Origin of the sequence: Delftia acidovorans NBRC 14950 (genome assembly GCF_001598795.1) — a bacterium.
Lineage (GTDB): Bacteria > Pseudomonadota > Gammaproteobacteria > Burkholderiales > Burkholderiaceae_C > Comamonas > Comamonas acidovorans.
In genome coordinates this window covers 71598-89185 of the sequence record NZ_BCZP01000023.1, presented here as the reverse complement: position 1 = coordinate 89185, position 17588 = coordinate 71598, and the positions used below count along the sequence as shown (strand labels likewise).

The following is a 17588-nucleotide window of genomic DNA, read 5'->3' as shown; positions in this document are numbered from 1 at the left end:
GGCATGTTTTGAACGGCGGGGCCCTGGTGCTGCTGGCGTCCACGGACGACCGGCCAGCCGACAACCTGCTGGCGCGCGTGCTGGTGTGGCGCGGCGCGCTGGCGCCTGGCGAGCTGGCTGATCGGGTGGATGCTGTGCTCAATGACGCAAAGGACTGGCTGCGCGACAGCGAGACCGTGGCGGCGGTGGCTGCAGTGCTGGGCCTGACGGGCGCGCAGGTGGACGCGCTGTTCGCCTGGGCGGCGGCGCAGCGCGCGTAGGCCCCCGTGTAGGGTTCGCCAGCGCGGCCCGGCCCCGGAATCATCGGGGCCATGAAAACTGAAACCCTCGAAGCCATTGGCGCAGCAGGAAACAAGGCGACGATCCTTGGTGGATCTGTCGCCGTGGCCGGCAAGATGTCTGCGGCAGACCTCGCAGCCTACGTCGGGGCTCTGGTGGCGATCATCGGCCTGTTGATCACCTGGTTCTATAAGCGTGAGGCCGATAAGCTCCGGCGCGCTGATGACGCCCGCAGGGAACGGGAGTTTCTGCGCAGGGACGCCGAGCGGCAACTGCGCATGGACCTAATGAGAGCTACAGGCGCGCCGGCGCAGCACTACGACACAGATTTGGGCGTGCTCGAGGTGGACGAATGAACGCCGGCCGCATTTCTGCCGCTGGCCTGAGCATCGGCGCCGCCATCTTGGCGTCTTGGATCGCTGCCGAGGGTTTCAGCTCCGCGCCCATCATCCCGGTGCGCGGCGACGTGCCCACCATCGGCCACGGCGCCACGCGCTACGAGGACGGCACGCGCGTGACCCTGGCCGACCCGCCCATCACACGCGAACGGGCGCGCGAGCTGGCCATCAACCTGCTGGAGCAGCAGTACGGCGCGTGCGTGCGTGATTCGCTGGGCGACACGCTGGTGCACCCGGCCGAGTTCGCCCAGGCTGTGGACTTCTCGGGCCAGTACGGCTGCGGGGCCTGGCGCGGCTCCTCGATGCTGACGCGCACGCGGGCTGGCGACTATGCCGGCGCCTGCAACGCTTACCTGGCATATCGCTTCATGACCAGCGCCCAGCCCCTGCAGGGATACAGCGCCTACCAGTGGGGCGCGGGCGGCCGCCCGAAGCGCTGGCGCTACGACTGCAGCACGCCTGGCAACAAGGTTTGCCGCGGCGTCTGGACCCGTCAACAGGCGCGACACGCCGCGTGTATGGAGGCCCAGCAATGAACCCGATCCTCTGGGCAATGTGGTGGTACTGGTGGAGGGGCGGGCGGTGATCGGCATCACTCCGAAACTGCTTGCGGCCGCTGTCCTCGCGCTGCTGGTGAGCCTGCTTGGCAACGTGCTGCTGACCAGGGCCTACCTGGGCCAGCGTGACGCCGCCGCAGCCGCGCGCGCCAGTGTGGGCGAGATGACCCAGCAGCGGGACGGCGCCCGCGACCTGGCCGCCGCCTGCAGCGATGCAGTCGATGACCTGCGCGATCTGGCCGACCGGCGCAAGCAGGAGGGCGAGGCCGCGCGAGCCCTCGCCGCCGCCCGTGCCCGGACGCACGAGCAGCGCGCCGATGAGATCCTGGCTGCGCCGCCGGCCGTGCCGGGCGATACCTGTGCGAGCGCCCAGCACCGGGTGGACAGCTGGCTGCAGGGGAGGGCGAAGCCCTGAAATTGACAAATTGCTCAATTCGTCAATTTGCAGGCCTGGCCTTGCTGCTGGGCCTGGCTGGCTGCCAAAGCGCGCCGGCCCGCATCGAGCTGCAGCGGGTGAACGTGCCTGTGCCAGTGGCATGCGATGAGCCGGTGCCCGAGCGCCCGGCCATGCCAACCGAACAGCTGCGGCCGGGCGCCACGGTGGACCAGTTCACCCAGGTCGCCCAGGCCGAGATCGAGCGGCGCGAGGCCTACGAGATCAAGCTGGCCGCAGCCCTGGCCAACTGCCGCCGCCCCATTTCCCCGAGCCTGCCGGCCGCAGGCGCCACCACAGAGAGCCACCCATGACACAACACACCTGCGGTAGCAATGGCTGCGGCCATGCCTCCGATTGCGCCGTGCACAACGAGCCCGCCATGCCGGCCGGGCCGTGCAACTGCGCCACCCGCGTGCCTGGCGCACTGGAGTCCAAGGCCTATGCCGATGGCACAACAGCCACCGGCCCAGGCCCTCTGCCCGAGCTCTCTCCGGCTGAGCAGTCCATCGAAGACCAGATCCAGGCCAAGGGTAAAACCGCGCCGCGCGTGACGCCGGATGACATCCAGCGGGAGATCGTGGAGGAGACCTACTTCACTGCTGCCGAAGGCCGGCATGGTCACTCGCACAAGAACCACGGTTTCGAGTACGCCGAGTCGGCCAATAGCCCCCTCAACTTGCTGACGTTCTGTGTTCTGGAGCTGCGCAACGGCTTCACGGTGACCGGCGAAAGCGCATGCGCCAGCCCCGAGAACTTCGACGCCGCCATCGGCCGCCGCATCGCGCGCGAGAACGCCGTGCAGAAGATCTGGCCGCTGCTGGGCTTCCGGCTGCGCGACAAGCTGGCGGGCATCAACGACCCCAGCAAGGCGGAGCAGGTCTTGGAGGAAGTGCTGTCTGTCGTGCAGCACTTCCTCCCGCCGGATGGCGGCACAGTCCATGAGGCGATGGACAAGATCATCGGGCTGGTGGACCCCTGGCCGTTGAGCAATCGCCCAGCTGGAGCCTAAGCCGCAGGCGCCGGGTCAGCCGGCGCTATCGAGACGACCGTGCCGTCGATGGCGACCATTTCGCCGCGTGTGCTCGGGTCCGCATCAAGCGGCACGCCCCACATCAGACCAGGGTGCGCTCCCTTGTGCATGATGTTGTCGAGGTGCCAAAGCTCCTCTGGCGGTAGCCGGAAACGTTGCGGGTACTTGTCGCTTCCGTGGGCCTTCCAATGTCCCATGAAGCCGGCGACGATGCGCTGATGGACGGTGTGCTTTGGGTTTGTGGGATCGATTGCCATGGCCGGCATTGTGCCGTGCTCAGCCTTCGGGGCAGCACTCCATGGCCCAGTCCAGCGCAGCCTCGGCCGTGTCGTGCGGCCCGTCGAATGCCTTGATGCCGCGCTCGTCATCCCAGAGGGCGCCGGTCCAGCGCCGTGCAGCAGGGAAGGGTAGGTGCCCATAGTCCACGATGACCGCATACCAGCCGGGCGTCGTGGGCGCGCTACGGTCAGGTGCGGAGAAGCCCGAAGAGGAGGCGTTGCTGCCGGTCGAGCAGCTGCAGGCGCTGCGTGCGGAAACCTGAAGCGACCCGAAGTCTCACCAAAAAGACAACCCACGACGGGGGCTTTTTGGTGTCCAGTTCGGCGTAGGTTTTGGCGTAGGTTTCCGGGAATTCTCGCTGTTTCCAGAGGAGGCTTACGTTCTGCCATTGAACGACGCCCGCTTCTTCTGGTGGATCAGCATCTTACGCGATGCCGGCATTTGACCCAATGCGGAGCGCTCCGCATTTTCAATGTCCTGTACTTGATGCCGCACCTGCATAAGCCTCTGCTTGGTCGCCTGAACCTTGGCGCCGCTGGCGCTTCGCTGTGCGCACCCGATGTATGCCCGCCTTGGATCTCTGCAAAGCGGGCCAAAGCCGCAAGCGGACCCCGCAAAAAAGAAGCCCGCCAGCGGTGCTGCGAGCTTGTGAATGCCTGCGAAGTGCAGGCACGGGGAAGAAAAAGTCCGGTGCCCATTTCGGGGCATGCCTATGAATTCCAGGAGGAGAACCATGAGTCAACCATAGGCCCGGCTGTTAACCGCATTTCAGCTCGTGACGGGGAACATCGGCCCTGCCAGCGTGGAGATGTACAGCGAGATGAGGGTCACGACGGACCAGAAAAATGTGAGGAAAATATGTCGCATCACAATCTCCTTCAAGTCATTGAACAAGTGCGCGAACCGCCCGAATGCAAGCCTTCGCAAAACGTCGGAAGGGGCTGCGAGATCTGGTGCTGCGCAACTGAATGAGCTGGTAGCTGCCCCTTACCGGAAAGGCATCCAGGAGACTCCGGTGGTAGCGGGCATCAGGGTCCGGATTGAAAGACTCACTCGGTACGACTTGACTCATGCTTATCTCCATCAGCAGGGCATTGCGGGTCTCGGGACAGACGCTATTTCAACTGCTTGTGAGGCTTCCCTGTGCGAGCCAAGTAAGGGTGCTCATGTAGGTCGAGCATGCTCCGTATGTATGAGTTCTTTCGACACGGTGTCCGCTTGGAGCTGCGGCCGTTGAAGGGCAAGCGTGTCGCGTTGCCTCTATCAGCGCGCCACGTCCGGCCAGCGTTCGTCCGTCATCAGGATGGATGAATTGCTGGGGTGCGGGCGCTGCGATCCGGCAACGAAAAGGGCCCGCAAGCGGCGAAGCTGCGGGCCCTGGAAGAAAAATGCCGATGCCGTGGTGGCGTGCCTGGGGAAGGGATTTGAGAGGGAGGGAGGAGAAAGCTCCCAGGCTCGGCGGAATCCGTTGCTGGCCAATATGCAGACCTTTTCTGAAGGAAAGCTTTACGTCGTGTAAAGAAGTTGCAGGTCTGCTGCGTGAAGGCACCCTGGATGGTCAAGTGCTGCGCGCTGATTTACCGCCGGAGGTCGCGCGGGATTTGGACGGAACACGCCAGTACGTTGTGGCCCTGATGGCCACCGAGGTGGAACTGCAGCAGGTTGACGGCGGGGCGTTAACGACTTGCTTGTGTTTCGTGCAGAGCGCTATCCCACTACTTGGCCGGATGGTCCTTGCGGTACAGCGTCCACTCTTCCATTTCCGTGCCGTTCGGCAGCACGCAGATGCCTTCCTGGCCCTGGGGCGTCTTCTCCATCCGGACTTGTCCGCCGATTTCACCGCAATAGACCGATGCGGGATTGGCCATGCCCACGGAGGGTGCCAGCTTCTGTTGGGCGCATGCGCTGAGCGCCAGGGCCACCAGCGCGATTCCTGAGAGTTCCAGTGCTTTGTTCATTGCGCCACTCTATACCTCTGGAGGTTGAGAGTGTTGTTGTGTCCGCAACCTTCGGTTTGCGATGCAAAGGTATGTCAGCGCGGCATTTTGTGCATAGAATGCTGACTCGCTAGCATACAACCCAAGAAAAGTCCATGACACCTGATTACAAGACGCTCCTGCAGCAAAAGGCAGAGATCGAAGCACGCATTGCCGAAGTCCTGAAAGCCGAAAAAGGCGGGGCCATCGCCAAGGTTCGCGAGCTCGTCCAGCAATTCCAATTGACCCAGGAAGATGTGTTCAGCACGGGCAAGCGCAAGTCGCCCGTCGGTGCAGGCGTGGCCAAGTACCGTGATCCGTCCACCGGCGCAACGTGGACCGGCCGGGGCAAGCCTCCTGCGTGGATCAAGGATGCAGTGGACCGCACTGCCTTCGAAATCTGACCAACAGCCCGCACTCGCGGGCTTTGTCTTTTCTGGCCACTTGCGCTCAGTGAGCCCACGGCAGTTCACAAGCGTCACCTTGCGCCAAGGCCGACGCCCTTGTCATGCTCTGCGCTGATTGCCTTAGCTGTGCTTGTCCGACAGGGCCGGTCCCGGGCGGCGACCATGCTTGAGGCCATGAACAAACCTACTCCCAACACCCCGGGCCAAGTGCCCACCTCGTCGTCCCGCAACCGGTTCGCTACCAAGCGAACCATGTACATCGTTGCCGCTATCGTGGCTGTGGCACTGGTGATCATGTTTGTGCCCTGGTAGGCGCGCATCGACGTCCCGCTCCCGCGCCCGCTCATGTCCGCAAGGGCATGAGAAAGCCCGCCATCTGGCGGGCTTTCGTTTTGGGGAATCGCTTGCCTCAGTGCGTGGGGTGCGCCGTGGGTGCTTGCGCCGGGGGGAGTTGGGCCAACTTCTGCGAGCAGTCGCTGCACACATGCCACGCGTGGAATTGGCGGGCTCCTGTGGCGGGTTTTTCCTGTTCGCACTGGAGGCAGAAGACGGCGGGGGCCAGGTCCATGAGCCGGATTGGCTCTCGGCCTTTCTTGGGACTACGCATAGCTCTCCTTCAAAGTGTTGCTCCTCGGTATCCATTGGGCGCCGGGTTGGGAAAGGCCGGTCGTCAGTGGGCGCGCCATGGCGCAGCAGAAGCCAGCGCCATTGAGGGTGCGTGCTCAACTTACAGCCAAGCCGTCTCACGGTTGTGACTTTCGCATGACCGTGTGGGGAACGCGCCGCAGTGGTTTGACAGTGCAATTTGCGCAGTCTTAGAATTTGTCTCTTCCATCCCTGCGACCGCTGCGAGCCTGACATGAACCTGTGACGCCTTCGGACCCTTGTCCGACCGATCCCCCGAAGCCCATTGCCGGCCCACGGCGGACGCCCGCGTCACCACCTTCATGCCCGTTGACTGCTCCGCGTTTTCTGAACGCAACCTCGCGTCGCCGTGCGGCCTCTTTTTGAAAGAGTGCCCATGACAGAACCCATCGACATCCTTGCCCACAACACCGCTGCCTGGAACCTGCAGGCAGCGAAAGACTGCGACTGGTCGCGCCCGGTCGACAGCGCTGAAATAGCCCGGGCCCGTGCCGGAAGCTGGCAGGCGCGGCTCACGCCCGGCCCCTTGCCAGCGGGCTGGCTGGATGATGTGCGCGGCCTGCGCATCCTCTGCCTTGCCGGCGGCGGCGGCCAGCAGGGGCCCATTCTTGCGGCGGCGGGCGCGCAGGTCACCGTGTTCGATGCCTCTGCCGGGCAGCTTGCGCAGGACCGGCATGTGGCGCAGCGCGAAGGCCTTGCGCTGACCTGCGTGCAGGGCGACATGCGTGATCTGGGCGTTTTTGCAGATGCCGGCTTCGATGTGGTCTTTCACCCCATCTCCAACCTCTACGTGCCTGATGTGCGGCCCGTATGGCGTGAATGCGCGCGGGTGCTCGCGAAGGGTGGGCGCCTTCTGTCCAGCTTCTGGAATCCGGTGGTCTTCGTGGAGGACCGCGATCCCGCGTTGCGCGAGCAAGGCCTCATGCGGCCTGCGCGGCGCCTTCCGTATTCCGATGTGGTGGATTTGCCGCCCGCAGCGATCGATGCCAAGCGGGAGCGCAATGAGGCGCTGGTGTTCGGGCATACGCTGGCCGATCAGATCGGCGGCCAGCTGGATGCGGGGTTGGTGCTGACGGGCTTTCATGAAGACTGGCAGCCCCATGCCCGTTTTGTGATCGAGAAGTTCGTGCCGACCTTCATTGCGACACGTTCGGTGAAACTCTGAAGGTGCTGCGGCCTGGCCTTGACGCCCTCAGGTCGGCCTTAGGTCGCCCTCAGGTGCGCAAGGCCGGTGTCCAGGTCTGTTGCTGGGCGGGTTCGGTCACGGGCTGCGCCGGCTTCGGCCGGGGAGCCGGGCCCTTGGCCTGGGACGATGGCTGGGCCTGCCGTGCTTGCTCGGTGCCGGATTTGGCCAGCAGCATCATCACGGCCATGCAGACCAGCGTCAGCATGAGCACCACGCAGATGGGGCCCAGATCCACGGAGGCGATGTCCAGCCCCTTCAGCGACTGCCAGCGTTCTGAGCGTACTTCCAGTGGTTCTTCGGGATCGGCCATGGCACCTCCACTGCGTTGAGTGTGGACACATGCTAGGCGTAAGTGAGCATGCAAACAATATGGGGACTTCGCCAGGATGTGAGGGTATACAGCAGCCCCGGCTCGGTTGGCTTCACGCTTGAAGGCTCTTTCCGCTGCTGCCGTGTGACAGCTACTTGACCCACATCAACTGCACCGCCACGGCCAGGGCGATGGCCAGCAGCGCCAGCAGCACGACCATTGCCACGATGGTGACCGCCCTGCGGCGCTTTGCCTTGCGTGGGTTGCGCAAACGGGGCGGGGTGGGAGGGGGCTGTGTGGCATCCAGCGCCGCAATTCTTGCCAGCCAGTCTTCGGCTGTGGGCAAGGTGGAGGTGGGCGATGCGCAGGGTGAGGCGGGTGGTGAGACGGGCTTGCCACGGTTCATGGCCCCAGCTCCTGACGCATCTCTTCAAGCACCTGCACGGCGCCCTGGATCATGGCCAGCCTGTGCTGCAGCGCAGCCTTTTGGGCCTGCAGCCGGTCCAGTTGCTCGGCAACCAGCGCCTCGTCGGCCCGCAGCTTCTTCAGCCGCTCCTGTATGGCCTCCATTTCCGGGGCGCTCATCTGCCAATCCTCCAGCATCGAAGGGCGCGGAGCGTGGTCCGGACCCTTCTCACAATTCACACGAATGCCGGCAATTATCTGTGCGTCTTAGTGATTGGCTATGAATGAATTGACATAGATTGTCATCGACCCGGCGCCCAGGAGCCGGAGTCTGCCGGCGCGATCAGAGCAGCCAGGTGCGGTTGGGCCGGTTGCCGTCGATCCCGACGATGCCCGCGTCCTGCAGAATCGGCAGGATGTAGGTGATCACCACGGCCGCGTTGTCGTTGGCCTGCTTGGCGGCAAAGCCCAGAAAGCCCGGCACGTCATAGCTGGATGCCACAACGCAGGGGCGCTCCAGGCCGTGATGGTCCTGGGCAAGATGTCGCAGCACGGCGCAGAAGGCTTCTCGCCGTATGCGCACCGTGTTGCCCTTGTTCGTTCGGACCTCCAGGCCGGTGGCATTGCGGCGGGTGACGGTGAAGGACGCGGTGCGACCCTTGTCCGGCGTCCTCAGGGGTTTGTCCTGGGCGATGCCTTCCCAGAAATCATTGAAGTCATTGTTCGAGAGCTCGCGCACAGAAGGTGGTCCATTGCCTGGCAGTTTTCATGGGCGTGGAGTCTCCCCGGCTTTGTGCGGTCGAAGATGAGCGAATCTGAGCAGTGCGGATCAATGTGCGAGAAATTTGAGGAAGATCCGGCCTTGCCGCGTTCTGACCTCGGTCCCTTCGATAAAGCCCATCAGTCTGGCCGAACCGTCCATGGAGTACAGCGCCGGTCCATCGATGCGGTAGATGAGCCTGGTCCCGCACCGGACGAATTCATCGCCTTCGACACGCCCGATTTCGTGTCCGTGCCCATCAAGCACAGTCCACGAGCCTCCTGCAATCATGGCCTCACCCGGCAGTTGCCGGTCCCCAAGTGAAACCACCAATCTAAGGAACGTGAGGTGTCTGAATCTGAGCGAATCTGAGCAGTCGTGTAAAGCTGGGCCGCCGACGCCTTGGGCAGGGTCCTGTGGAAATTCGTGTGCGCCAGGCCCAAGCCGCATCGCACCGGCCAAAAGAAGCTGGCTGCGATCTAGGGGCACTGCATGCGTGGGCGCTTGAGCGGTTCGCAGCCAAGTAGAATTGTTTCATATCAAAGACATGCTGCTCTGAAAGTTGCAGCGACCGGGCCCGCTTGGCGGGCCTTGTGCATGGGGCGCCGTCCCACTGCCTGTATCTGGGTGCATGTCCTGATTCTCTGTAGGCCCGGCCTGCGATCCAATCTCGCGCATGGGGCTGAGCCTTCTCGTCAAATTGCTCTCATTTATGAAGATCTGCTGTCGCCAACCGGATGCGCCTGCGGCATTGCCTTTCGGCTTGCCCGGGGGCCATGCCGTGTGGTGCACGCCGCGCTGCGGAGGGCGGGCGTGAGCGAACAGGCGCTGTACGATCTGGCCCCCGTTCTGGAGCTGATGCTGCTGGGCCTGTTGCTGGCGCTGGGCCCCCTGGCCTGGGTGTGGCTGCGCAATCGCAGCGGCGGCTCGCTCAAGCGGCTGCAGGCGCTGTCGGTGCTCACGCTGTTCCTGACCTTCGATCTAGTGCTGTTCGGCGCCTTCACCCGCCTGACCGATTCCGGCCTGGGCTGCCCCGATTGGCCGGGCTGCTATGGCAGCGCCAGCCCCATGGGCGCCCGCGCGCAGATTGCCGAGGCGCAGGCCGCCATGCCCACCGGGCCGGTGACGCATGGCAAGGCATGGATAGAGATGGTCCACCGCTATCTGGCCACCACCGTGGGCGTGCTCATCATCGCCATGACCATCATGGCCTGGCGGCGCGCGCGGCGCCTGGGCAGGGCGGGTGGCGCAGGGGCCGAGCGTACAGGGGCCGAGCGTACAGGGGCCGAGGGCACAGGCGGTGCCCTGAGTCCGTGGTGGCCCACGCTGGCGCTGTTCTGGGTCTGCCTGCAGGGTGCCTTTGGCGCCTGGACCGTGACCATGAAGCTTTTCCCGGCCATCGTGACCCTGCACCTGCTGGGCGGCACGGGGCTGCTGGCCTTGCTGTGCGTGCCCGCCGTGGGGTTGAGCCGTGCTGCGCGCCAGCAAAGGGCGACCGTGATTTCACCCGCGCTGCGCGCGGGGCTGTGGCTGGGCCTTGCGCTGCTGGTGCTGCAGGTGGCGCTGGGCGGCTGGGTCAGCACCAACTATGCGGTGCTGGCCTGCAGCAGTTTCCCGACCTGCCAGGGCAGTTGGTGGCCGGCCATGGATTTTTCGCAGGCGCTGCAGATCTGGCGTCCGCTGGGCCTGCTGCAGGACGGCAGCAACATCAGCTTTGCGGGCCTCACGGCCATCCACTATCTGCACCGCCTGGCGGCCTATGTGGTGGTGGCTGCGCTGGCCGGGCTGTGGTGGCGTTTGGGTGAAGTGCCCGCACTGGCGTCGCAGCGCCGCGTGCTGGGTGCGTTTTTGGTGCTGCAAGTGCTGACAGGCCTGTCGAACGTGGTGCTCGATTGGCCGCTGGTGGCCGCGGTGCTGCATACGGGCGGCGCAGCTGCGCTGGTGACCGTGATTGTTTGGTGCCTGGCGGCCAGCCGCCCGGGCGCACTGCGGGACGGTCTGCCGGTTGCCCGTGGAGAGATTGCATGAGTAAACAAGCTTCCCTGAGTGTCGAGCCCTCGCGCTGGACACAGTTCTATGCCCTGACCAAGCCGCGTGTGGTGCAGCTGATCGTGTTCTGCGCACTGATCGGCATGGTGCTGGCCGTGCCGGGCTGGCCCAACGCCGACCAGTGGCTGCACATGGCGCTGGCCTGCCTGGGCATCTGGCTGGTGGCGGGCGCGGCTGCCGCCTTCAACTGCCTGGTGGAGCGCCATATCGATGCGCGCATGAAGCGCACCTCCTGGCGGCCCACGGCGCGGGGCGAGCTGAGCAGCCAGCAGGCGCTGGCCTTCTCGGCCATCCTGTGCACGCTGGGCGCGCTGGTGCTGCTGCTGTGCACCAACCCGCTGACCATGTGGCTGACGCTGGCCACCTTCGTGGGCTATGCCGTGATCTACACGGTGATCCTCAAGCCCGCCACGCCGCAGAACATCGTGATCGGCGGCGCCTCCGGTGCCATGCCGCCCGTGTTGGGCTGGGCCGCGATGACGGGCCAGGTCGGTCCCGAGGCGCTGATCCTGTTCCTCATCATCTTCCTGTGGACGCCGCCCCATTTCTGGGCGCTGGCGCTGTACCGCGTGGAAGACTACCGCCAGTCCGGCCTGCCCATGCTGCCCGTGACGCATGGCAGCGAGTACACGCGGCTGCAGATCCTGCTGTACACGGTGATCCTGTTTGCGGCCTGCATGCTGCCCTTCATGTACGGCATGAGCTCCTGGCTGTACCTGGTGGTGGCCGTGGTGCTGAGCGTGTGCTTCTGTGCCTATGCCTTTGCACTGTGGCGCAATTACTCGGACCAGCTGTCGCGCAAGACCTTCCGCTTCTCGCTGATCCACCTGAGCGTGCTGTTCCTGGCGCTGCTGATCGATCACTACCTCTGGCTGGGCTGATGGCCTGAGGGCCATGGCCGCGCAATGAAAAACCGGGCCCTTGAGGCCCGGTTTGTCTTGGTGCCTGCCGCCTTACTTGATCTGCCGCTTCTCCAGCTTGCGCGCCAACGTGCGCCGGTGCATGCCCAGGCGGCGGGCGGCTTCGGAGATGTTGAAATCGCTCTCGGCCAGGGTTTCGTGGATGTGTTCCCACTCCAGCGTCTTGATGGAGGTGGGGTTGCGCGACAGTTCCACGTCGGTGCGGCCTTCGAGGCGGCCGAAGGCGGCCTCGATATCGTCGGTGTTGGAGGGCTTGGCCAGATAGTGGCATGCGCCTAGCTTGACCGCCTCCACCGCCGTAGCAATGCTGGCATAGCCTGTGAGCACGACGATCAGCGCCTCGGGGCTGTGCTGGTGCAGCATCTGGACGCAGCTCAGGCCCGACGCGTTGCCCGCCAGCTTGAGGTCCATGACGGCGTATTGCGGCGAGTGCGTCTGCAGCAGCTCGCGCACTTCCTCGGCGCTGGCGGCCTGCAGCACGCGGTAGCCGCGCCGCTCGAACGAGCGCGTCAGCGTGCGCGCAAAGGTCGCATCGTCTTCAACCAGCAGCAGGAGGCGGGAGCTGTCCATGGGCGATTCGGGTTCCTGTGGGCGCCGCTTCAGGCGCCGGGTTCAATGGCAATCGATGACAGGGGCAGGCGGATCTCCACCTCACTGCCCCGCGGCGGGGTGTTCCTCACCTGAACGCGTCCGCCCAGCGAGCGCGCCACGTTGAGCACCAGGAACAGGCCCAGCCCCCGGCCCGGGCGCTCCGTCTTGGTGGAGATATGGCGCTGGCCCAGCTGTTCCAGCACGGCGGGTGCAAAGCCCGGTCCCTTGTCGCGCACGGTGATGCACAGCATGCCGGTGCGCACGGCCAGGTGCAGCGCCACATGGCGGGGGGAGGCTTCGGCCGCATTGTCGAGCACATTGCAAACCATTTGCTGCAACGCGGTATCGGAAAGGATGGGGAAGTCCTCGTCGGCCTGGACATAGTCGAAATGCTCCACGGCGTGGCGTGACTGCCAGTGCGCGACCACGCCGTCCATGAAGGCGCGCAGCGTGGTGGCCTGTGGCGCATCGGCGCGGGTCTCGCCGGCCGACATGAGCACGCTGGAGACGATGGACTTGCAGCGCAGCAGCTGCTGCTGCATTTCCTGCAGGTCTGCCAGCAGGTCGGGGTCTTGCGTGATGGCGGGCATGCGCTGCCAGTCGCCCAGGATGACGGACATGGTGGACAGCGGCGTGCCCAGCTCGTGCGCCGCGCCCGTGGCCAGCAGGCCCATGCGCACGATGTGCTCCTCTTCGCTGGCACGCTGGCGCATGTTGGCCAGCCGTGCGTCACGCCGGCGCAGGTTGGAGACGATGCGGCGCAGGAAGACCGCCAGCAGCACCGTGGTCAGCCCGAAGCTGATCAGAATGCCGCTCACATACAGGCCGGGCAGCCCGTCCGGTCCCGCCGCGCCAATGGGCAGGGGCCAGTGCACGATGGCCAGCACCAGGGTGCACAGCGAGGTGCTGGCAACGATGATCCAGGCGTGCACGGGCCTGAGCAGCACGGCGCCCAGAATGCCCTGCAGCAGGAACAGATAGATGAAGGGATTGCTGGCGCCGCCGCTCAAATACAGCTGTATGGCCAGGGCGAGCACGTCGGCCAGCAGGGCCAGGAACAGGTTGCGCGCCGAGATCTGGCGGCGGTGGCTGCGGTACCAGTAGATGTAGCCAAGATTGGTGAAGACGCTGGCCAGCAGCACCAGGGCCATGGCCGGCAGCGGCAGGGTGATGCCGAAGCCGTAGTGCACCAGGGAGATGGTGATCACCTGCCCGACCACGGCAAACCAGCGCAGCTGTATCAGCAGCTGCATGTTCTGGCGTTCGGTGGTGCGCTCGACGCGGAACAGGGACTCTGAAGGCGAATTCACGCGGGCGATTGTGCGCTACCGCAGGCAGCCGTGGCGCGGCAGGGTCTTGTAGAGGACTGGCGTAAAAAAGGCCACCGATGTCATCGGTGGCCCTGTTGCCTGCAGCGACGGCTTTACGGCCTTACGGCTTTACGGCTTGCTGCTTGCCTGCCGGTCATTGCGCCTGACCAGCCAGGCCGCGCCGACCACCATCAGCGCCAGCCCGTACCAGGTCAGCGCATAGACCAGGTGGCTGTTGGGGAAGCGGATCACGGTCATGCCCGGGCGCGGCCAGGTGCCGTCTGCCACGGGCTGGCCCGGCAGGCCTGCGTCGATGAAGTAGGGGGCTGCATGGTCCAGGCCCTGGGCCTGTGCAATGGCCGCCACATCGCGCGAGAACCAGCGCTGCTGCGCGGGATCGTTCTCGCGCAGGAAGCCGCCGCGCGGCTCGCTGATGCGCAGCAGGCCGGCCACCGTCACCTGGTCCTGGGGGGCCTGTGCGGGCTGATCCTGCCAGCGCGCGCGCTGCGCTGTGGGAATGAAGCCCCGGTTCACCAGCACCTGGTTGCCGTCGTCCATCTGCAGCGGCGTCAGCACCCAGAAGCCGGCGCCCAATTCGGTCACGGCCTGGGTCAGCACGGTCTTGCCGGCCAGCCAGTGGCCGCTGGCCTGCACGGCGCGGTACTCGTGGTCGGCGGCCGTGATCTGCGGCCATTCGGCGGGCGGGGGCAGGGCAGCGGGTGCGGCGTGCACGCGCTGGTCCACGCGCTCTATCAAGTCCAGCTTCCAGGCACGGCGCTGGACCTGCCAGCTGCCCAGGAAGATGAAGCCCAAAAACAAGGCGATGCCCACCGAGATGAGCATCGCCTGAGCGAGTGGGCCACGCCGGCGCGATGCGCCGGCGTGGCTGGAGGGCCCGGAGTTTCCGGATGCGGTCAAGGTGTGACCGAGGCCGGAGCCGTCTGCGCGGCAGGGTCGGCCGGCATGGTGTGCTGGGGCATCATGTTGGTGTTCATGTGGAACATGACCCACAGGGTGCCCGCAATGCCGATGGCCACGAAGACCACGGTGAAGATGGTGGACAGCAGGGTCCAGCCGCCTTCGATCTTGCCGTTCATGTGCAGGAAGAAGACCATGTGGACCACGATCTGCACCACGGCGAAGCCGCCGAGCACCATCACGGCCGTTGCACGGTCCGAGATGACATTGCTCATCACCAGCCAGAACGGGATGGCCGTCAGGATGATCGAGAGCACGAAGCCCCACATATAGCCCGAGAACGTGCTGTGCGGGCCTGCGTCGTGGTGGTGATCGTCATGGCCGTGCTGGTCGTGGTGACCGTGGCCATGGCCGGCGTGGATGTCGTGTGCAGCCATTTACAGCACCCCCATCAGGTAAACAAAAGTGAAGACGCCGATCCAGACCACGTCCAAGAAGTGCCAGAACATCGACAGGCACATCAGGCGGCGGTTGTTCTCGTGCGTCAGGCCGTGCTTGTTGATCTGGATCATCAGCGTGACCAGCCAGATCAGGCCGAAGCTCACGTGCAGGCCGTGGGTGCCCACCAGGGTGAAGAACGAGGACAGGAAGGCGCTGCGCTGAGGGCCTGCGCCCTCGTGCAGCAGGTGGGAGAACTCATAGAGTTCCAGGCCCAGGAAGCACAGGCCGAACAGGCCGGTAATGGCCAGCCACAGCTGGGTGCCGCCCAGCTTGCCCTGCTGCTTTTGCAGCATGGCGAAGCCGAAGGTGATGGACGACAGCAGCAGGAAGGCCGTGTTCATCGCCACCAGGGGCAGGTCGAACAGCTGGGCGCCCGTGGGGCCTGCAGCGTAGTTGCGGCCCAGCACGCCATAGGTGGCGAACAGCGCTGCAAAGATCAGGCAGTCGCTCATCAGGTAGAGCCAGAAGCCCAGAGCGGTGCCGTTTTCGGGATGGGGCTCCTCGGCGAGGTGGTACTCGCGCGGGGCCAGGGCGGCAGCGCCGCCTGCGGTGTAACGGGTATCAGACATGACGTGCCAGCTGTTGTGTGCGCAGTTCTTCCGTGGCCGCGACTTCTGCGGCGGGGATGTAGTAGTCGCGCTTGTAGTTGAACGTGTGGATGATCGACGCCAGCACGGTGGCGGCGAACGACGCAATGGCCAGGGGCCACATGTGCCAGATCATCGCGAAGCCGAAGACCGTGGACAGCGCTGCGATCACGACGCCGGCGCCGGTGTTGGACGGCATGTGGACGGGCTTGAAGCCAGTCAGCGGACGCTGGTAGCCGTGCTTCTTCATGTCCCACCAGGCATCGATCTCATGCACCACGGGCGTGAAGGCGAAGTTGTACTGGGGAGGGGGCGAGGAGGTGGCCCACTCCAGCGTGCGGCCTTCCCATGGGTCGCCGGTCACGTCACGCAGCTGGTCGCGCTTGAAGTAGCTGACCACCAGCTGGATCAGGAAGCTGCCGATGCCCAGTGCCACCAGACCGGCGCCCAGGGCGGCGATCACGAACCAGATCTGCAGCGAGGGGTCCTCGAAGTGGTTGGCACGGCGTGTCACGCCCATCAGGCCCAGCACGTACAGCGGAGTGAAGGCGACCCAGAAGCCGACCAGCCAGAACCAGAACGAGCACTTGCCCCAGAACTCGTCGAGCTTGTAGCCGAAGGCCTTGGGGAACCAGAAGTTGATGCCGGCGAACACGCCGAACACCACGCCGCCGATGATCACGTTGTGGAAGTGGGCGATCAGGAACAGGCTGTTGTGCAGCACGAAGTCGGCCGGGGGAACGGCCAGCAGCACGCCGGTCATGCCGCCGATGGCGAAGGTGCACATGAAGCCCACGGTCCACAGCATCGGCACCGTGAAGCGGATGCGGCCGCGGTACATGGTGAACAGCCAGTTGAAGATCTTGGCGCCCGTCGGGATCGAGATGATCATCGTCGTGATGCCGAAGAAGGTGTTCACGCTGGCGCCGGAGCCCATGGTGAAGAAGTGGTGCAGCCAGACCAGGTAGGACAGGATGGTGATACACACCGTCGCGTACACCATGGAGGTGTAGCCGAACAGGCGCTTGCGGCTGAAGGTGGAGACGATCTCCGAGAAGATACCGAAGCAGGGCAGGATCAGGATGTAGACCTCGGGGTGGCCCCAGATCCAGATCAGGTTCACGTACAGCATGGGGTTGCCGCCCAGCTCGTTCGTGAAGAAGTTCGTGCCGACGTAGCGGTCCAGCGACATCAGCACCAGGGCTGCGGTCAGGATGGGGAACGAGGCCACGATCAGCGCGTTGGTGCACAGGGCGGTCCAGGTGAAGACGGGCATCTTCATCAGGTTCATGCCGGGTGCGCGCATCTTGATGATGGTCACGATCAGGTTGATGCCTGACAGCGTGGTGCCGACACCGGCCACCTGCAATCCCCAGATGTAGTAGTCAAGCCCGACCCCGGGGTTCTGCGCCCCCAGGTTGGACAGTGCCAGCCAGCCGGAGGTGGAGAACTCGCCCAGGAACAGCGAGATCATCACCAGCACGGCGCCGCCCGTGGTCATCCAGAAGCTGAAGTTGTTCAGGAACGGGAAGGACACGTCGCGGGCGCCGATCTGCAGCGGCACCAGATAGTTCATCAGGCCGGTCACGAAGGGCATGGCCACGAAGAAGATCATGATCACGCCGTGGGCCGTGAAGATCTGGTCGTAGTGGTGCGGAGGCAGGTAGCCCAGGTTGTCGCCGAAGGCCATGGCCTGCTGCAGGCGCATCATCAGCGCGTCGGCAAAGCCGCGCAGCAGCATGACCAGACCGAGGATCATGTACATGATGCCGATCTTCTTGTGGTCGATGCTGCACAGCCAGTCGCGCCACAGCGGGCCCCACAGGCGGAACTTGGTGAGCAGGCCCAGCACGGCAAGGCCGCCGAGCACCACGGCGATGAAGGTCGCCAGCACGATGGGCTCATGCGCCATCGGGATGGAGTCCCAAGTGATGCGTCCCAGCAGCCAGTGGGCCTGTGCCGGGGAGGTATGTTCAGACATATCGAGTCTCTTAGGTCGTGATGGGAGCGGGCGGCGGTCTGGCCGTCGTCCGCGTCCGCTAAC

The 17588-nt window shown here is 64.9% G+C and carries 23 protein-coding genes; 10 read left to right on the top strand and 13 right to left on the bottom strand.

Annotated features, from left to right (window positions below; all coding sequences use genetic code 11):
* From DA1_RS30905 to DA1_RS31390, 6 genes are all read left to right on the top strand, one after another.
* Positions 1 to 260, top strand: a 260-nt coding sequence (locus DA1_RS30905; RefSeq protein WP_062794165.1) for a hypothetical protein, incomplete at its 5' end; no start/stop codon positions are given.
* A gap of 51 nt (positions 261 to 311) precedes the next feature.
* Entirely contained in the window at positions 312 to 635 is a 324-nt protein-coding gene (locus DA1_RS23495) for a holin (protein WP_034394424.1), read from the top strand.
* Positions 632 to 1213 (top strand): glycoside hydrolase family protein, encoded by a 582-nt coding sequence (locus DA1_RS23490; protein WP_034394422.1) that lies wholly within the window; start codon positions 632 to 634, stop codon positions 1211 to 1213. Before DA1_RS23495 ends, DA1_RS23490 begins: the two co-directional genes overlap by 4 nt.
* A 46-nt stretch (positions 1214 to 1259) precedes the next feature.
* Positions 1260 to 1649, top strand: coding sequence for a hypothetical protein (locus tag DA1_RS23485; protein ID WP_307187550.1), 390 nt, complete (start codon positions 1260 to 1262; stop codon positions 1647 to 1649).
* Positions 1650 to 1801: 152 nt separating this feature from the next.
* On the top strand, positions 1802 to 1981 hold the full coding sequence (locus tag DA1_RS31505) for a hypothetical protein (RefSeq protein ID WP_307187548.1): 180 nt from the start codon (positions 1802 to 1804) through the stop codon (positions 1979 to 1981).
* Positions 1978 to 2679, top strand: coding sequence for a Gp49 family protein (locus DA1_RS31390; protein ID WP_230590864.1), 702 nt, complete (start codon positions 1978 to 1980; stop codon positions 2677 to 2679). Before DA1_RS31505 ends, DA1_RS31390 begins: the two co-directional genes overlap by 4 nt.
* On the opposite strand, the gene DA1_RS23470 is transcribed toward DA1_RS31390, so the two are convergent.
* The 3 genes from DA1_RS23470 to DA1_RS23460 all read right to left on the bottom strand — a co-directional run bounded on the left by DA1_RS23470 (position 2676) and on the right by DA1_RS23460 (position 4937).
* Positions 2676 to 2957 carry a hypothetical protein gene (locus DA1_RS23470; protein ID WP_034398651.1) on the bottom strand — a complete coding sequence of 94 codons (282 nt, stop codon included), beginning with the start codon at positions 2955 to 2957 and terminating at the stop codon, positions 2676 to 2678. The genes DA1_RS31390 and DA1_RS23470 overlap by 4 nt on opposite strands.
* A gap of 19 nt (positions 2958 to 2976) precedes the next feature.
* Entirely contained in the window at positions 2977 to 3126 is a 150-nt protein-coding gene (locus tag DA1_RS30900) for a hypothetical protein (protein WP_162269885.1), read from the bottom strand.
* Between the two features lie 1568 nt (positions 3127 to 4694).
* Positions 4695 to 4937, bottom strand: a complete 243-nt coding sequence (locus DA1_RS23460; protein ID WP_034394419.1) for a putative hemolysin — start codon at positions 4935 to 4937, stop codon at positions 4695 to 4697.
* A gap of 134 nt (positions 4938 to 5071) precedes the next feature.
* Between DA1_RS23460 and DA1_RS23455 the strand changes: the two genes are divergently transcribed.
* Positions 5072 to 5359, top strand: coding sequence for an H-NS histone family protein (locus tag DA1_RS23455; protein WP_013802147.1), 288 nt, complete (start codon positions 5072 to 5074; stop codon positions 5357 to 5359).
* A 1024-nt stretch (positions 5360 to 6383) separates the two neighbouring features.
* Entirely contained in the window at positions 6384 to 7172 is a 789-nt protein-coding gene (locus DA1_RS23445; RefSeq protein WP_034394413.1) for a class I SAM-dependent methyltransferase, read from the top strand.
* A 49-nt stretch (positions 7173 to 7221) separates the two neighbouring features.
* Here DA1_RS23445 and DA1_RS23440 read toward each other — a convergent pair whose 3' ends face one another.
* From DA1_RS23440 to DA1_RS23425, 4 genes are all read right to left on the bottom strand, one after another.
* Positions 7222 to 7503, bottom strand: coding sequence for a flagellar basal body-associated FliL family protein (locus tag DA1_RS23440; RefSeq protein ID WP_034394410.1), 282 nt, complete (start codon positions 7501 to 7503; stop codon positions 7222 to 7224).
* 151 nt (positions 7504 to 7654) lie between these two features.
* On the bottom strand, positions 7655 to 7909 hold the full coding sequence (locus DA1_RS23435) for a hypothetical protein (RefSeq protein WP_034394407.1): 255 nt from the start codon (positions 7907 to 7909) through the stop codon (positions 7655 to 7657).
* Entirely contained in the window at positions 7906 to 8088 is a 183-nt protein-coding gene (locus DA1_RS23430; RefSeq protein ID WP_225613976.1) for a hypothetical protein, read from the bottom strand. Before DA1_RS23430 ends, DA1_RS23435 begins: the two co-directional genes overlap by 4 nt.
* Positions 8089 to 8251: 163 nt before the next feature.
* Entirely contained in the window at positions 8252 to 8647 is a 396-nt protein-coding gene (locus tag DA1_RS23425) for a hypothetical protein (RefSeq protein WP_034394401.1), read from the bottom strand.
* An 834-nt stretch (positions 8648 to 9481) separates the two neighbouring features.
* Between DA1_RS23425 and DA1_RS23415 the strand changes: the two genes are divergently transcribed.
* Both DA1_RS23415 and cyoE read left to right on the top strand, forming a co-directional pair.
* On the top strand, positions 9482 to 10696 hold the full coding sequence (locus DA1_RS23415) for a COX15/CtaA family protein (RefSeq protein WP_034398649.1): 1215 nt from the start codon (positions 9482 to 9484) through the stop codon (positions 10694 to 10696).
* Positions 10693 to 11598 (top strand): heme o synthase, encoded by a 906-nt coding sequence (gene cyoE / locus DA1_RS23410; RefSeq protein ID WP_034394395.1) that lies wholly within the window; start codon positions 10693 to 10695, stop codon positions 11596 to 11598. The genes DA1_RS23415 and cyoE overlap by 4 nt, the downstream gene beginning before the upstream one ends.
* A gap of 72 nt (positions 11599 to 11670) precedes the next feature.
* Here the strand turns inward: cyoE and DA1_RS23405 are convergent, their stop codons facing one another.
* From DA1_RS23405 to cyoB, 6 genes are all read right to left on the bottom strand, one after another.
* Positions 11671 to 12207 carry a response regulator transcription factor gene (locus DA1_RS23405; RefSeq protein WP_013802156.1) on the bottom strand — a complete coding sequence of 179 codons (537 nt, stop codon included), beginning with the start codon at positions 12205 to 12207 and terminating at the stop codon, positions 11671 to 11673.
* A 29-nt stretch (positions 12208 to 12236) separates the two neighbouring features.
* Positions 12237 to 13538 (bottom strand): ATP-binding protein, encoded by a 1302-nt coding sequence (locus tag DA1_RS23400; RefSeq protein ID WP_034394392.1) that lies wholly within the window; start codon positions 13536 to 13538, stop codon positions 12237 to 12239.
* Positions 13539 to 13667: 129 nt separating this feature from the next.
* Entirely contained in the window at positions 13668 to 14381 is a 714-nt protein-coding gene (locus DA1_RS23395; RefSeq protein WP_034394389.1) for an SURF1 family protein, read from the bottom strand.
* A gap of 71 nt (positions 14382 to 14452) precedes the next feature.
* Positions 14453 to 14893 (bottom strand): cytochrome o ubiquinol oxidase subunit IV, encoded by a 441-nt coding sequence (gene cyoD / locus DA1_RS23390; RefSeq protein ID WP_034394386.1) that lies wholly within the window; start codon positions 14891 to 14893, stop codon positions 14453 to 14455.
* Positions 14894 to 15526 carry a cytochrome o ubiquinol oxidase subunit III gene (gene cyoC, locus DA1_RS23385; protein WP_012205884.1) on the bottom strand — a complete coding sequence of 211 codons (633 nt, stop codon included), beginning with the start codon at positions 15524 to 15526 and terminating at the stop codon, positions 14894 to 14896. It abuts the gene before it with no gap.
* Positions 15519 to 17525, bottom strand: a complete 2007-nt coding sequence (gene cyoB, locus DA1_RS23380; RefSeq protein WP_013802159.1) for a cytochrome o ubiquinol oxidase subunit I — start codon at positions 17523 to 17525, stop codon at positions 15519 to 15521. The genes cyoC and cyoB overlap by 8 nt, the downstream gene beginning before the upstream one ends.
* Positions 17526 to 17588 lie beyond the last annotated feature (63 nt).